Genomic DNA, 16,109 nt, shown 5'->3' on the forward strand with positions numbered 1-16,109 from the left:
CTGAAGGAAACACAATGTCACCGATTACACAATTATCGACCCGAGTCTCACGATGGGTCATCTTGGGTATTTTGCTGCTTGTCGCTGGTCTCCTAACCGAACGGTATTCCATACTTAATCGCTTAACGGGTGTACCTGCGCTAATTGTGGCATGTGAAGGTAAATGGGTTGCTTCATCTGAGCGAGGACCGGATGGCTATCGAGAGAAATCTGTGTTTTACCCCGTTGCCGAAACCGAAAGTGGATTGAGAGTGCAAGGCAAGGTGCTAATGCCGTCGCGTAATCTATGTTCGCAAACCGTTGGTAATAAAATTGAAGTCTTGATTGACCCCAATAACCCTCAAAAAAACCGTATTTACAGCTTCGTTCAGTTTTGGGCTATCCATCTGTTTTTATTGCTGTTAACTCTTTGGTTTCTGATTGCAATCTTATCTCGCCGTGTCGCACCCGCAGCGGGCATCCTGATGTTGGGCTTTTTTACCTGGCAAATTGCACAAGAAATGAATTATTTGGGTGGGGAGTCTATTGAACCATATGCACACAAACAGGGTGCAAATGAACACCTACCAGGTATAGATACGCAATCTGCACGAGCGCTTGATCGCTGTGTGCGGGTAGCAAAGCGAGAGCAAAAAGTAGAATCGCGTAGCCAAGTCACCCAGCTAATCTGCCAAGGCCAAAAGATCAAAGAACTGGGTGCCATAGAAGATTTGGTCTCTCTAAATGAGTTATATCTGCAAAACAACCAACTGGTTGACTTGCAAGGGCTAGCCCCCTTTACCCAGTTAAAGGTGCTGAGTGTCAGTGGAAATAAAACGCTTCAGACGACATCGGGTATTGAACTCGCACCAAGCATTGAAGAGGTCTATGCTAACCGGACTGGATTGAGAGACCTAAAAGGCTTCGACAGTCTGCCTAATCTACGCATTTTACAAGCCATCATTAACGATATCCGTAACATTGTGGTACTTGAACGTTCGCATCGGCTACAAGAGCTTTATCTTTCGTACAATGACATTTCTGATATAGCGTCTTTGGCGAATAAGCCTCATCTTACAAAACTACAAATAAGTGCAAACCAGTTTAAAGATATTTCGCCACTTTTTGGGAACCTCAATATGATTCAAGTGCTGGCTGACAGTGAGCAAAAGTTGCCTTGCGAGCAATTTCATATGCTTAAATCGAAGTTGAGCCCAAACGCAAAAGTGCATCTACCAGAGGGGTGTTAGATGACGCCTCTTGAATAGACAAAGAAAAATGTTAACTCTCGATTGATGACCGATGTAGGATATCACTCCCCCTTTTACCAAAATCGAGAAAGTGGCCGCTAGTATGTTTGACCTGCTCACCATAAACTAGACCATGCTACGTTAAGCCAAAAAAACATTAGTTTTTATTATTAATTTACCTACCTGATAATTGGCTTTGCTAACTCGTTTTTGTTCAAAATCTGCGCCAGCATGTCTGGCGTTATCTCCATTAATTTTAGAGTTTTGAGCTCCAAGGTTTAGCCGCCAAATTCCTCTTTATTATATCTAAATCAGCGATCACCGTTGTTTGAGTGGCGTGTCTGAAATTCTAATCACGCAGTTGAGTTCACATTCAAGTTGTTGTTTCTTGGTTGCTTAAACACGGTTTGCGGCAAAGCGAAATGCGGTAGCTTTTTCTATATGTGCTGGCAGGCGTTATAAGTTTTAAGGAGAAATCGTGGTCGTGATATATGGAATTAAAGAACATTTGAATCCCATCAAAGCTGATTTATCAGATGTGATCCAACAATCGATGACTCAAGCTTTAGGGTTGCCTGAGGATAAGCGTGCTCACAGATTTATCCCGCTTGATAAAAGTGATTTTTACTATCCTAGTGGCCGCTCCGATGCTTATACGGTGATCGAAGTAAATATGATGGAAGGTCGCAAAGTCGAAACCAAGAAGGCTCTAATCAAGGCACTGTTCAATAACATTGAATTGAGGTTAGGCATAGCTCCCATTGATATTGAAATTACAATCAAAGAACAACCTGCTCATTGTTGGGGCTTCCGGGGTATCACAGGTGATGAAGTCGCAGACTTAACCTACAAAGTTCAAGTATAACAAGGCCATCAAACCTCGCCCCCTACGGGGGCTTGACTCGCAAAAATCGCTCGCCGTTTATGGCACGTTAGCACTCAGAATCATGCAACAAGGAGGTTTTATGTTTCCATTAGAGGTATTTGTTACTTATACATTGGCTTGTTTACTGTTAGTTATCTCGCCTGGGCCAGACAATTTACTCGCGATCGGTCGTGGTTTAAGTCAAGGTCGACTTGCGGCAGTTATGTCGGGTATGTCTTCCGGGGCGGGGATCTTGTTTCATGTCGTCGCAGCTACGTTTGGGCTAACTCTTCTAATTCAAACCTCTGAAGTAGCGTTCTACGTCGTAAAACTCGTTGGTGCTGCTTATTTAATTTGGTTGGGTGTGAAAGTTCTTCGTTCGAGAAATCTGTTTTCATTGGAACCAGCGAAAAAGCAGTCACTGAAAGTTATCTTCTCCACCGGCTTTCTATCTGCAGCGCTTAACCCGAAACCAGGTATGTTTGTCCTTGCTTTTGTACCTCAATTTGTAAACCCAAGCTTAGGGTCAGTTACAACGCAAATGATCGGCTATGGAGTCTGGTTTGCGGTATTAACTGCAGTTGGCTTCAGTTTAATGGGCGTTTTCTCGTCTCAACTGTCTGAGTGGTTTAGAAACAAACCTAAACTGGTGTCAAGGTTAAATATTGGTGCAGGTATCACATTCGTTTCTTCTGGGTTAGCAGTGGCGTTTATGAAGCAACGATGATCTGAGTGTTAACAAACGACAATGGCTTTCGACTAAACCAAAAATACCTTCAGTGAGACGTAAATTACCCATATTTTTCCTAATGCATATGACGCTCACTGAACTCGTCTTGCCAACTTGATTCTGTCCAAATCCGCGCCAGTTCGTCTGGCGTAACTCGAAACGGGCTTGTTGCAAAAACTGAAATCGATCACCAGACTCAAGCTACCTTCCCCTGAACATATGATCCAATGAACAATCCCCACTTCAAATGGAAACACTTCGCCCCTGAGATCATTCTTTGGAGCGTCCGTTGGTACGGCTCTACGCCCCTAAGTTACGCACACCTCAGTGATATGCTTGCCGAAAGAGGGATCGCCGTTAACCGTTCGACGCTTTACCGCTGGTTTATTGAGTATTCCCCGAAACTACGTAAGACTCTCAGAAACTATCAATTTATCCGCTCTGACTCCTCGTGGCAGCTTGACGAGACGTATGTAAAAGTGAAGGGAAAGTGGCATTTTCTGTACCGCGCTATCAACAAGCAGGGAGAAACATTGGATTTCTATTTTTCCCAAAAGCGCAATAACAATGCGGCTTATCAGTTTATGAAGCGGGTGCTTCGATATTATAAAGAAGAGAAGCAGCCAAAGACGCTGAACATAGATAAACATGCCTCCTATGCTTATGCCATCTCTCGTCTCAAAAATGAGGGCAAACTGCGCATTGATGTCGAGCAACGACAGGTTAAATATCTGAATAATGGCGTCGAATCTAAGCACGCACCGATAAAGAAGCTCATTACTTCAGCCAGGGGATTTCGAGTGCGAAAACGGGCTTGGTCGAGTATTCAGGGATTCGAATCTTTGCGGATGCTGAACAAAGGCCAGTTTGATTTTTGGTTGCGTCATGATGAACGGGACACACGGGTACGGGAGAGATCCGCCTTCATGAACAGGCTGTTCAATATGGAGACGGTTTTCGCCTGAACACTTGTATAAAACCAGATGAAATTTACACCACTTCGTTTTTTGCAACAAACCCGGTAAACCTGCTGGCCGGGCTCACTGCCTATTCGTTCCAGCCGAAAAGCCGAGCATTAAATTGACTCGGCTTGAGAAAGAAGCGCTTATGCAGATCTGAGGTTATTTAGATCTGCAAACCACTATGCCACCGTTACTTTCGTTTCGATGGTTGGAATCTGCGTTAAAGGAAAAAGCGCTAGGAGCCGATCTCAAGCCATGCCTAACCTCCGCACTGGCACCGAGAATATGCTTTGCGTGGTTGGCGGCAGCACCCGACGGGCCGATGTCAATCATTGGCAATCTAGGGTGGTCTGTGACCGCTTTTATCAGTGCCCCTGAAAAATTGAATCGGGATCGGCAAACAGTCCATAGATAGTCGGAGTTTAGTTCTTTGACTTTGTTTCTGCTTGCACTTGAATAGACTGGTATTTTTGGCGTGTGAAACTGGATACGTTCCCGGCAATACGCCTGGAATGATAACTTCGCGGGTTCGACTTGAGGCGAATGAAATCCATGACGAACTGGCAATGGCAGAGAGTCAATTTGCCTCTCGTCAAGCAAGTCTGCCGTTCGTCTCACCTGATCTTTCGTACCGATTATTGCAAAAGAATTATTGCTGAGGATACCAATGAGTGAGGTATTTTCAAACACGTCAGAAAGGCTATAGAAAATATTCACACAGGACTGAATAGCCAACATGTTGACTTCTTGTGTATAGCGTTCAATATCAAGTGCCTGTCTCGCGACAACACCTATTGCCTCTTCTAACGTGATAGCACTAGAAGCAGCCAAAGCGACATATTCCCCTAAACTCCAGCCCACCAGACAGGCGGATCGATCCCTTGATGTCGTAAGTGTTCAATCATACTGTAGCCAAAAGCAAAATTGGCCAAGTGACTATGGAGAGTCCGAGATAGCGTCGCATTTGGATCGAGGGGCGAGTAGACCAACAAGGATAAAGACTCGCCCAAAAGTGGTTCACTCAGCGTACTGCACCTATCAAATGCTTGTCGAAAAACCCCCGAGTTTTCATAGAGCTTTCTTCCCATTAAAAAATACTGCCCCCCTATGCCGGGACAGAGCAAGATGCATTGCTCTTTTGGGCTAGGCTGTTTTTGATTCTCGCTTGCCCACGCGGCCAAGGTTTTCTCTGGCGACCACTCTGTCACTCGTTTATGGCTTACTCGCTGCTGACTTAGAGGCTGCTGTTTGGGAGACTGCCTAATGCCCTCCACCAGTTTTGAAAGCACGTTACCTGGGCCTAATTCTTCGAACGCTGAGATGCCAGCGTCAAGCATATACTGGATGGTGTCCACCCAGCGAACCGGGTTGGAAATCTGCTGAGTTAAGGTGCCACGGATCGCATCGCTGTCACTGGGGTAAGGTTGGCCGGTAAGGTTGGCGATTACCGGTCTATTGGGAGCACGGAAGTGAATCGTCTGGGCAAAATGGGAAAAACGCGATTCTGCATCACGCATATACCGAGAATGAAAGGCCGCGCTAACGCGCAATGGGTAGTATTGTGCTCCGTGTTCCCTTAGCATGGTACTTAGTTTCTTCAACTGTTCCAAATCACCAGACACCACGGTCTGCGTAGGGCTGTTGTAATTGGCAACATCTAGGTTATCTAGGCCTTCCCCGACGCGTAAGATTTCCAGCAATGCATCCACCGTTATCTGAGTGATAGCTGCCATGCCGCCCCCCCCCACTTCACTCATCAAACTCGCACGCTCGTTAACCAGCCGCAATCCCGTGTCAAAGTCATAGACGCCTGCGGCGTAAAGAGCCACGTACTCTCCCAAGCTATGACCTGCCAGACAGGATGGCTCGCTTTTCTCCTTTTCAATTTGGGCATGGTAGTTCAGCGCATCAACAACATACAGAGCTGGCTGGGTGAATTTTGTCTGCCCTAGCTTCTTATCAGGATCATACAGGCATAACTCGGCGATATCGTAGCCAAGAATATGGTTGGCTTGCTGAGTCATGGCGGAATATTTCGTAAATAGTTCTCCGCCCATACCTACTCTTTGTGAACCTGGCCGGGAAATAAAAAAGCCTTCATCATTCATTACCTTTTTTTGTTACTGGCTAATGCCCAAGTAATCTCACGCCCCGTATTAGCGCCCCACACTCTCTGGAACGATATTGAGCGCGATATGACGTGCCAAAGACTGCGCAGTGATCATTGGATTAATACCGCTGGCAGATGGAAAAAGGCTGGTATCGGCTACATAGAGATTACTCACTCCCCATAGCCTGCCATCAGGGCGGACAGGGCTGCTTTTTTCATTACCGCCCATGCGGCAACTTCCCATTTGATGGGCACTGAAAGACGGCACTGCATTCGGTGCCCAGTTCAACGCTCTAATACGCTGAAGATACGCATCTATTTGGCTGGTCCCCTGAACTCGTCTTGTGTGCTCACTAGGCTGAAAGGTAATACCACTATGGTGGTTTACTATGATTTTCTCTGCGCCTGCGGAAGAATGAAGCGCAGCGGCAGTGGCAACACCATGGAGAGAATGTTGATGATCCTTTCTATGCTTCCGATAGCTCACACTGGGCTTCCCCTCTCGGTCTACAGAGACGGAGCCGCCATGCCTGTCTCGGTTAATAACAGCAAATGCGGCATAGTACGGCATCTCTAACATAAGCTTTTTGTGGGATTCTCCACCTCGCCACGGCAAGGTAGCCGCCAGAAGGCCCGTATGGAGAGGGGCTGTCTCTATCTTGCAGCCATAGCCCATGCCATCTAGGTTGACAGCATGATCATTGAAGCTTGTCATCATGCCACCACGCCATGACTCTATCGCCTCAGGATATTTGGCGATAACTAAATGGGCGGGGTGCAGATACAGATTTTTTCCCAGTTGGGGGTGGCTAAATCCACTGGCTAACAACAGGCTGGCGTAAAGATACCGCCGGCGGAAACGACATACCGCTTAGCTCGAATTTTCAGCGAACGCAGCTCCCCATTCGACGAACGTGCGACCGCTTCAGCATACAGAACGTTTCCATTTCTATGCACAAGCCTTTTAATCTCAACGTTGTCGTGTATACGCACATCGCCGGTATCACGTTTTTCATTGAAACACGCTTCTGTAACGTCTCGTTTGAAGCCATTCCGACAACCAAATAAGCAATATCCACACTGGCTATAGCCGTGTTTCTCACAACCGCGAACATTCTGTGGTAAAGGTCCACTCGGGCCACCAATACACTCGGAGCCGGTCAGAAGCATCTGGTTTTGCCGGTTATGCGGCACTTCCGGCACGACATTAAGTTGCTCGCAAACATCATCAATGCATTGGGAAAATTCAGGGGTGAGTAGGTGAGGCAAGTCGTGCTCCCTGGCCCACTCGTTCAAAAGCGGTTCAGTGGGCCTTAAGGACACCGACCAATTGACGCTGGTTCCTCCTCCGAGATTTTGTCCGGCAAAGAGAGAGATGGCCTGGTCGTTAGTTGTGAGCATGCCGCGATCGGCGTACATCCTCGACACCATCTCAAATTCCCGGTTATTGCGTTCACTCCTTGGAATATAAGCGCCCCTCTCCACCACCATGACATCCATACCTTTTTCAGCCAGCGTACTGGCGACAACCCCACCGCCAGCACCGCTACCAATGATCAAGGTTTCGCATTCAAGGTCTCCTTCACTAGGCATAGTGGTGAGCCCTCGGGGGGTGATATTTGATGTCGACTCAATGGGAGGAGATGGGTAGCCAAGCGTTGGCCAGCCAGCTCCTCTGCCCATCTGCCTCGGCTGTAGTATGTAAACATTGTCAAACGCTTCAGTGATGAGAATGCACGGCGAAGATCCGGAATCCGGCTTGTTGACCAGCGAATGAGCAGCCTTTCTCTCTTTTGCAAGCTCATTGACTGAAAAGACGCTGGTAACCCACCGCCAAGCAGCCCTGCCACCGGTGAGGAAAGCAGGCGAAGCAACAACGAAAAGTCCTTCCGCACAGCACGGGATTGACTACTGATGGTATCGACAATCAATTGGTCAATATCCAGATCACTGGCCTGGCAATGCCAAAACTCCATGTCCCTCTCCGTCGAATTTTGGCTTGGAGTTGAGGAATTAATGGATGGAACAAATGTGTCTATCGCGGCTATCAACGCCTCACGTTGACCCTCAGTGAGTGGAAAAATGTTGTCAGAGACAAGAGTCATCGCTTCCCGGGGCAATTGTTCATTCATTCCTCACATTCCTCCAATGCGGTTATTGAAGGCAAGGTTTGTTCACCTAGGAACGACATCAAAAAGGTATTCACCCGCTCCCAGTGGGTCAGCAGGGAAAAATGCCCAGCATTGGTAATAACTTCGTGTCGGGCTCGCGCCAGGAGCTTCGCCAACTCATCGGAATGCTGGGCTAGCATATAGTGATCGTTGCTTGCAGACAGCACTAGGGCAGGGGCTTTTATATGAGGTAAACTATCCAGCATATTGAAGCCATGGGAAACTTCCCGATAGCGCGCAGCAAGCGCGAAATCGATATCACCATTGATTGAAAGGACTTCTGGACAGCTTTCCAATTCCTTCTTTAGGATATGTATCTCTTCATCTCTTGGCCTCTGTGCACCCGTGGTGTTGATTAACGCCAGGCGTCTAACACGGTTCGGGTATTTCACCGCCAGCGCTTGCGCCAACATGCCACCGAATGAAAAGCCCACGACGGAGACAGGCTCGGAAACATTGATACTGTCAAGCGCGTAGACTAAGTCTTCAATAATTGCGTCAATGGAAAGGTTATGAATATCAACACCGCTACGCCCACAGCCCGGCTTGTTAAAGGCGATAACACGGTAGTGAGCTTTTAGCGTATCAAGTTGGCGGTACCAGATTTCATCCGGGTTCAGGAGTCCACCCAAGAGCAAAACGGGTGCACCCTTCCCGCATATGCCAAGCTCAATGCAGGGACCGCCGGTCCGTTCAAGAAGCAATCGGTCAATTTGTTGACGTCTGACCATACTTTTCCCTGACACGAGGTCCTGCTGTGCCTTTTCCCATAGTCGCTGAAGGTTGCTCCGGGCAGGATCACCAGAATTACGGGGTGCTTTCCCCGTCGCCGATTCCTGTTTTGTTTTCACGGTTTCCAGCTCATCCGTGGCACCCATTGATCTGGCCTGCGGCTGCGCTACCTCTGCCTGAACAGGCTGGTAGTGTTCGCGTAACGCGTTTTTATGCAGACGAAGAATATACTGTGAAAAGTCCCTCACCGTATTACATTCAAAGAACGCGGTCGCTTGAAGCGTCAAGCCCCATTCTGCTCGAACATGATTATTGAACTTAGTCGCCGATAGGGAATCCAGCCCCATGTCAGCAACAGGCATATCTGGGTCAACCTGGTCAGCGGGAATATGGAGAATGTCTGAAACCAGAGCCACCAGATCTGAAAAGAATCCGTCTTCCCACAAGATCGTTTGCTTAGCTCCATTGGATGGGGAAGACGTAGTCGATACGACATTGCGCAAAGCTGAAATAGCTTCATCAGGCCTTAGATGTCCTTCTCGTATTTTTCTTAGCAGAGCAGCTTTGTCCAGCATTTCTGCTTTCACCGTTTCATCAGAGATTTGCGGCTGATTCATTGCGATACCTCGCTCTATATTGGCCAACGTTCTAAGCTGACAAACACTCTTAGTTAACAAACGCTCTACGTTGTCTAACCTTCGATGTTGTCAAACGCTCTTTGTTGGCTGACGTTCTATGTTGGCTAACGATCATTACGGCGTTAGGGCTATACTGACGAGTGGTCTAACTCGGCTTCCAACTGCTCACTGATAAAATTGACCGTTTTGATGTATTTCCAGAGATCGAGCTCATTGGCATGGCGTCTAGTATTCACAAACTGCCCATGACCAATATCAATCTCATCCTGATAGTGCTTGAACTGGTTAAACACCCGCCAAGACGCTGTGTTCCTTCTCTTGCTCAGAAAATAATTGGCTAAAAATCGAGAGCAGTTGTTAGCAAGGTTGCCGAAGCCGGAAGGAATATTGAAATAGCCTGCAAATACAATACTGTCGTAATGCATAGGCACAGAGTGTAGAAAGAGCTGGTTCATCCCCTTTTCCCTGTCGAGCACCGAGGAATCGAGAAAAGGTAGGCTAGGTTTGTATCCTGTTGCCAGTAGCACAACATCAAATTTATCTCTACTACCGTCAGCAAATTCCACCCACTCATCGTCAAAGGAAACCACATCCGGCTTGGAGACAAGATCCCCATGCCCCATGCAATAGAGAATATTGGAGTTCAAAATTGGGTGAGCCTGATGAATAGCGTGATCAGGTTTAGGGAGGCCGAAGTCTGTGCCATCAAAGCCAGCCAGCTTGAAGGTGGCCTGAACATGTTCCCAATACGCTTCTGGCGATTCGAACTGGGATACTATTTCCATCAACCATTCCTGAGTCGGCTTACCATCAATAAATTTGGGCATGTAGTGATAGCCCCGCCGCATCGAGTGACAGGTATAACTTGCTCTTTGAGCACTATCGACAGCAATATCACATCCCGAGTTTCCTCCCCCAACGACAAGCACCCGTTTACCGTCAAAGACATCAGAAGAGACATAGTCGATTGAATGTATTAGCTCGCCGCTGAAGTGACCGGGAATAGCTGGGAAAATGGGGTCACGCAGCAAGCCATTGGCCACAACAACGTCAGCGTACCAATGTCTGGAATTGTCAGAAAGCTCAGCAAGCCAACCACCTTCAAACGGAGATAGTGCCTTTATCTCGACATTGAATCGTGTTTTCTCATACAAGCCAAAGGTCTTGGCAACATCCCGCAAATAGGCCAGAAACTGCGTGTGACTGGGGTAGTGAGGGTAGTCATCCGGCATAGGATAGTCACTAAGCTGGGTGTTAGTTTTTGAGCTTATTAGATGGGCAGAACGATAGACCTTGGAGGCTGGGCTGTTGAGATACCAGTTACCGCCAAAGTCGTCTTCTCGCTCAATGATATCGAAAGGGATACCGCGCTGTGAAAAGGTCTTTCCGATGGCGATGCCCGAAGCGCCGCCCCCGAGAATCAATACCTTTTCATCATGCCTGACGATTGGCCCGACATCAGTAATAGTGGGTATGGTTTTCATAAGATTTCCTTATATCAGTAACCGTTTTGAAAGCCAGCCCCCTGCGCATTTCAAAACAGCTAGCCACGACTTTATGACATGAGAAGCCGCGCATTTTGAACGTCGCTTTTATAGAACCGATAGTAGCTCTTTAGCCTGTTCATCGGTCAGCAACCCTTCATCCAGCAAATCGCTGACTTCTTGTGAATACGTCGGTTTCGCTTCGCCAGTAGCGTGAGCCACCTGTTGTTTTTGACTTGGTGTTGGCTCAAGCGATTCCCTGGATTCAGATGCCACAGTGTCGGGTTCGCTTCGTGGCGTTTCCGGCGGCTCGACCAGTGGCGAGTTTTAGCAAATGGATAGGTGGGCAGCGACGTTCGGTATCCTTGTGTATAGGCGGTTTGATCCCAGTTGATGTCCAGTCCATCTACCCAATTCTCACATATCAATGGGAGATCATCCTGCGCGACCAATGACTTCGCGTAATTGGTCGCTTCTTCCTTCGATTTAAGGAAAGTGAAGCGAGCTTTGCCTTCGTTCTTTGAACCGCTATAGACAGAAGGGATGGGTTCACCCCAACGACGGCTACTCTGAATCGCGTCAAGCCGGAGGGTTAAATCCTGGCGGTTTTGTGCCACAATCAGCAAACGCTCTTCCATATGTTCTCGGCCCATCGCCAGCGTAAAAGCAATATCGCTGAGCGGCACGTTCTCCTCATCCCTCAGCCAGTTCCGCAACTTGGATACAATTCGCTGAAGCGCAGTCCTGTCTTTGGCTGACAACAAAATGACACAAGGTGATTCCGGGTACACAGGCCGTGGAGCTGGGTCGTAGGATTCCAGCGCAACGTGCGAATTGACACCGCCAAACCCGAATGAGCTAACACCAGCACGCAATGGCGTGATTGAACCGTCTGGTCGTACAATCGGCGACCAGTCTTGCTGCTTGTCCTGGATGAAGAAAGGGGTATTGTCGAGCTGTATGTAGGGGTTTAAGCCGGTATAGTGAATAGTTGCTGGCAAGATCTTGTGCTTCATCGACATCACCATTTTGGCAACACCGCTTGCCCCCGCGACAAACTCCAGATGGCCGATGTTCGACTTCACCGACCCTAGCCCGCAATGTGGCTGGTATGGAGCGGTCTCCTTCCCCCAGTCCTTATAGAGGGTATCAAGCGCTTTACGCAATGCCTTGACCTCGATAGGGTCACCCAGCGCAGTGCCTGTACCATGCGCTTCTATATAGCTGATGGTTTCCGGATCGACCCCTGCCTGCCTCCACGCTTCAACAATGACCTCTGTCTGGGCGTTGGGGTTTGGTGTTGTGAGGGTATTGACTGCGCCACCGTGATTAACCATAGAGCCACGGATGAGCGCATGAATGTTGTCGCCGTCTTCCTCGGCACGTGAAAGCGGCTTCAGCAACAAAGCCACGGCCCCCTCCCCCCGGACATATCCGTCAGCCTCTTTGTCGAACGTCGCGCACCGTCCCTGTGGGCTCAGGAACCCGCCCTTGTCGAGACCGATATGCACATTGGGTTCCAGCATCAAATGAATGCCGCCGGCAAGGGCAACATCACATTCCCCGGCTCGTATGGATTGAATCGCTCGATGAACCGCCACCAAAGAGCTAGAACAGGCGGTTTCTACCGGCTCGCTCGGTCCCCTGAAATTAAGCAGGTATGAGATACGGTTGACCAATACAGAAAACATACTTCCGGTCACAGAGAAAATGTCGATATCAATATCGCTGCGTACCATGATGTCGTGATAGTCAATACTGGCAGAGCCACAAAACAAGCCCACTTTCTGCGTTTCAGCCAATGTGGAAGCACGATACCCCGCATCTTCAATACAGCGCCATACAACCTGAAGAAATAGTCGGTGTTGGGGGTCCATCAGTTCGGCTTCTCGGGGTGACAACCCAAAAAATGCAGCATCAAATTTATCCACGTCCGGAATGAATCCCCCCCATTTGATTTTGGTGCGGTTTTTCTCCTTAAACGGATCTCCCCAGACCTTTCTCCAGCTCCAGCGTGCTTCCGGCACTTCGGTGATAAGGTCACTTCCCATTTCCAAGTGCTTCCAGAAAGCGGATAAATCTTCAGACTGTGGAAGAATCCCGTCAATACCGATAATCGCAATAGGCTCACTGGCACTAACTGCTTGTGAAATGGGAACCCGAGGTGAAGAATGACCTCGCATCGAAGTGGAATTTGTCCCTGCTGCGGCATAATCCGTCACACGTGGTGATGGGGTTTCCTGTGTTAGCGGCTCGGATGTTCGAGGCTCTGATGTTTGAGGCTTAGGAGCGCTAGGAGTATGACTCAGGGGTGCCGGTGTAGGTATTGGAGGTGTAGGTGTTGAAAGCAACGGCTCAGGTTGCCTTATATGCGAATGTTGTATAGAAAGTTCCGAAGACTGCATGGTCACATCAGGTTGTGAGGCAGGTTGGGTATTGTGCTCTAGGTGCCAGGCAAGAATTTCTTTCCTGTGTTCTTCCAACATGTACTCGGATAAATCTCTGACTGTTTGATACTCAAAGAAAACAACCGGTGTTATCTCGATATCGAGAACGTCTGCGATACGATTTCCAAAAGTGGTAAAAGTAATCGAGTCAAAGCCAAAATTATTCAGGTCACTGTCGATATCCACATCTTTTGGTGCAACCTCAAGTATTTCTACAATTCCCGTGACCAAGTTTTCCCGGAGGACACCCAGTACTTCTGCGTCGGTGACGCTCTGCGCATTTCTCCTCACAGAAGACGACGGACTGCTTATTACTGTTGAGCCCTGAGTGCCGGAGGCAGATACAAGCGGAGTGTCCGGGATCGGCGGTGAGGAAATGGACGCAGCAGGTGCAGATGATTGTGCGGGCTGTTGCTCCGGCTGAGATGTGCCCATAGAGGACTGAGTCCCCTGAATATTAAAGCAATTACGCAGTTTTTCTGTTGTTCCTTTCGCAGTAAACACATGAGAGACGTTGTTTATCCGCATCACATCAGCGAGCAAATTCAGCCCATCTTCTATACTCAGTGGTCCCGCTCCGGTATTCCGCTCAGAAAACAACGCCACCTGTTCATCCACCTGCATACCGCCATCTTTCCAAAGCGGCCAGTTGACCGAAATGCTGCGTCCCAGTCGCAGGCGCCGATGAACCATGTTATTGCGCCATGCAGAGTAATGGTCGAGAAAGCTGTTGGCGTAGCAATAGTCAGATTGGCCGATGTTGCCAAGCAAGGCAGAAATCGAAGAGAAGTACACCACAAAGTCCAATGGATCATTCCTGGTCGCTTCATCTAAATTCAATGTACCCAACACTTTTGGATGCAATACGGCGCGGAAATCTTGCAACGTCTTGTCTTTAACCAATGCATCCCTGTTGATACCCGCACAGTGAAACAGCCCGTTAATCGGGCCTAGGGTATGACGCACCTCCTCCACCAGCGCGTTGACTGAAGCAGCATCAGAGACGTCCAACTGACGGTAAATGCAGCTAGCTCCGAGAAATTCAAGTTCTTCCAAACATTCATTTATACCGTCATTCCTGTCACTGCGCCCACAAAGCACCAGCTTTACCCTGCTCTGACTGGCAATGTGACGAGCCACAATGTATCCCAGCCCACCCAGGCCGCCAGTGACGATATAGATCCCGCCATCACGAACAGGTAAGGCAGCCGATAGTTCATGTCCAGAGGGTGGCTTATCTGGCGCTGGTATTTCGCGGAATACCAGCCGTTGGCGGACACCATCCACATAGCGCACTTGAATATCATCACCCTCGCAAGAGAACTCATTCAAAATCGCAGGAAGCACGCTGTGAAAAGCAACGGACTGAGGAGAAACAAGGCAAAGTTGTCGCCAACAGACCTTTCGGCTTTCGTGCGTGATTGCCTTAGCAAAACCTACAAAAGCATCGTGATGCGGACGCGGATGAGAAGAATCAGTATTGCTATAGACATACAACAAGCGAATCTTATGCTCAGGCTGCTGGGCCAGCAACGCTTTAGTCAGCAAAAATGCTGCCTCGATATCTCGGGAATAGTATCCAACCCGCCCATTATCGTCCGCCATGGTTTGTGTCGACCAAGGCCAGGCATATAGAACCTTTTCCGGCAATTGAGGTAGCGAAGACAGCAGTTGCAGGTAATCCTCATTTGCATTGGGTCGAATGCTGTAGCAATCCAATCCAATCTCAGCAAAGCAATCCCCCGGTACCACTAGGATAGAGCGGTTGCTGCCGAGCGCACCTTGGTCCGAATTTTTGAATGCAGACAAGATAGCGTCTGCTTCATTCATATTTTCAATAAAAATCAGGCAAGACATGTGCACTACTCCCACTCACTGAAAAAGAAAACGTTTTGCTGTGTATCTGTCGCAGGCAAGGCTTGCTGCAAAGCAGACGGTTGTGCCTCAAGAGTGCCAGTCCCTTCAGGTTTTGTTCTATCGATAGGCGCATCTGAGGCCGGTGATATTGCCTGAGGATGCAAAGCAACGGCGCTTTGAGGTTCACGGCTTTGCGTTACAGAACGTTGAGAGTGAGCCTGTTGAGACCCCGTTTGTTGAGAGACAGCTTGTTGAGACATAGCAGCCGCAATTTCTTCAAAGCTGAACGCCTTGAACGTATACCCACGCATGTCCACTAAAACCCTGCCCGCCTCATCCAACAGGGTAAGATCGACTTTCTTCATACTGTCCATATCTCTCGGCCCACGGATTAACCTGAGGTGGGCGTAGCAAACGGGGCTCAATGTTGAATAGATGTCGATTTCTGAGGCAACAAAGGGAACATACGGCATCAGCTCCTCACCCTGAGTACGCTCATTCCTGACAACGGAAATAACGGACTGAGTCGCGCCATCCATCAAGGATGGGTGGAGGAAATAGTAGTCAAACCCTGCTTCAAGTCTTTTTGGCAAGACCAGCTTCGCCAAGGCTTCACCTTCGCCATAACTCACGCCGTCGATGGCCTGAAAGCACTCGCCATAACCAAACTTGAGCTGGCTCAATAGTCCGTAACATTCCTCCTTCGAGGCGTGCTGTTTAAAGCGGGTGTGTAATTCTTGCATGTCCATTGGGGGTGGGGTTGTGGCTTCTCTGGTCGCTAACAAACGAGCCTGGGCATGAATTTGAGTAACACCGTCAGCATTTTGTGGTCCATTGGGGGTGGGGTTGTGGCTTCTCTGGTCGCTAACAAACGAGCCTGGGCA

At 48.6% G+C, this 16,109-nt stretch carries 13 protein-coding genes; 4 read left to right on the plus strand and 9 right to left on the minus strand.

Annotated features, from left to right (window positions below; genetic code table 11):
• Positions 1-14: 14 nt before the first annotated feature.
• From CS022_RS20180 to CS022_RS20195, 4 genes are all read left to right on the plus strand, one after another.
• Entirely contained in the window at positions 15-1,229 is a 1,215-nt protein-coding gene (locus tag CS022_RS20180) for a leucine-rich repeat domain-containing protein (protein ID WP_129123758.1), read from the plus strand.
• A gap of 478 nt (positions 1,230-1,707) precedes the next feature.
• Positions 1,708-2,094 carry a tautomerase family protein gene (locus CS022_RS20185; protein WP_129123759.1) on the plus strand — a complete coding sequence of 129 codons (387 nt, stop codon included), beginning with the start codon at positions 1,708-1,710 and terminating at the stop codon, positions 2,092-2,094.
• Positions 2,095-2,194: 100 nt separating this feature from the next.
• The gene (locus CS022_RS20190) at positions 2,195-2,821 is read left to right on the plus strand and encodes a LysE family translocator (protein WP_129123760.1); all 627 of its coding nucleotides are present in this window, start codon (positions 2,195-2,197) and stop codon (positions 2,819-2,821) included.
• Between the two features lie 230 nt (positions 2,822-3,051).
• The gene (locus tag CS022_RS20195; RefSeq protein WP_129123761.1) at positions 3,052-3,789 is read left to right on the plus strand and encodes an IS6 family transposase; all 738 of its coding nucleotides are present in this window, start codon (positions 3,052-3,054) and stop codon (positions 3,787-3,789) included.
• Positions 3,790-3,945: 156 nt separating this feature from the next.
• On the opposite strand, the gene CS022_RS20200 is transcribed toward CS022_RS20195, so the two are convergent.
• The 9 genes from CS022_RS20200 to CS022_RS20235 all read right to left on the minus strand — a co-directional run.
• Positions 3,946-4,617 carry a hypothetical protein gene (locus tag CS022_RS20200; RefSeq protein ID WP_235869818.1) on the minus strand — a complete coding sequence of 224 codons (672 nt, stop codon included), beginning with the start codon at positions 4,615-4,617 and terminating at the stop codon, positions 3,946-3,948.
• 14 nt (positions 4,618-4,631) lie between these two features.
• Positions 4,632-5,894, minus strand: a complete 1,263-nt coding sequence (fabD, locus tag CS022_RS20205; RefSeq protein ID WP_129123763.1) for an ACP S-malonyltransferase — start codon at positions 5,892-5,894, stop codon at positions 4,632-4,634.
• Positions 5,895-5,942: 48 nt separating this feature from the next.
• A complete protein-coding gene (locus tag CS022_RS20210) occupies positions 5,943-6,614 on the minus strand; it encodes a GMC family oxidoreductase (protein WP_129123764.1) in 672 nt (223 codons plus the stop codon).
• A 104-nt stretch (positions 6,615-6,718) separates the two neighbouring features.
• Positions 6,719-7,489, minus strand: coding sequence for a GMC family oxidoreductase N-terminal domain-containing protein (locus CS022_RS20215; RefSeq protein WP_235869820.1), 771 nt, complete (start codon positions 7,487-7,489; stop codon positions 6,719-6,721).
• Positions 7,453-8,028, minus strand: coding sequence for a hypothetical protein (locus CS022_RS26770; RefSeq protein WP_235869819.1), 576 nt, complete (start codon positions 8,026-8,028; stop codon positions 7,453-7,455). The genes CS022_RS20215 and CS022_RS26770 overlap by 37 nt, the downstream gene beginning before the upstream one ends.
• Positions 8,025-9,416: an alpha/beta fold hydrolase gene (locus tag CS022_RS20220; RefSeq protein WP_129123766.1), complete on the minus strand. Its 1,392-nt coding sequence runs from the start codon at positions 9,414-9,416 to the stop codon at positions 8,025-8,027. The genes CS022_RS26770 and CS022_RS20220 overlap by 4 nt, the downstream gene beginning before the upstream one ends.
• A gap of 149 nt (positions 9,417-9,565) precedes the next feature.
• Positions 9,566-10,921: a flavin-containing monooxygenase gene (locus tag CS022_RS20225; RefSeq protein WP_129123767.1), complete on the minus strand. Its 1,356-nt coding sequence runs from the start codon at positions 10,919-10,921 to the stop codon at positions 9,566-9,568.
• 146 nt (positions 10,922-11,067) lie between these two features.
• Entirely contained in the window at positions 11,068-15,225 is a 4,158-nt protein-coding gene (locus tag CS022_RS20230; RefSeq protein ID WP_129123768.1) for a type I polyketide synthase, read from the minus strand.
• A gap of 5 nt (positions 15,226-15,230) precedes the next feature.
• On the minus strand, positions 15,231-16,109 hold an 879-nt coding region (locus CS022_RS20235; protein ID WP_145964530.1), incomplete at its 5' end, for a polyketide synthase dehydratase domain-containing protein.

This window comes from Veronia nyctiphanis (assembly GCF_004116385.1).
Lineage (GTDB): Bacteria > Pseudomonadota > Gammaproteobacteria > Enterobacterales > Vibrionaceae > Veronia > Veronia nyctiphanis.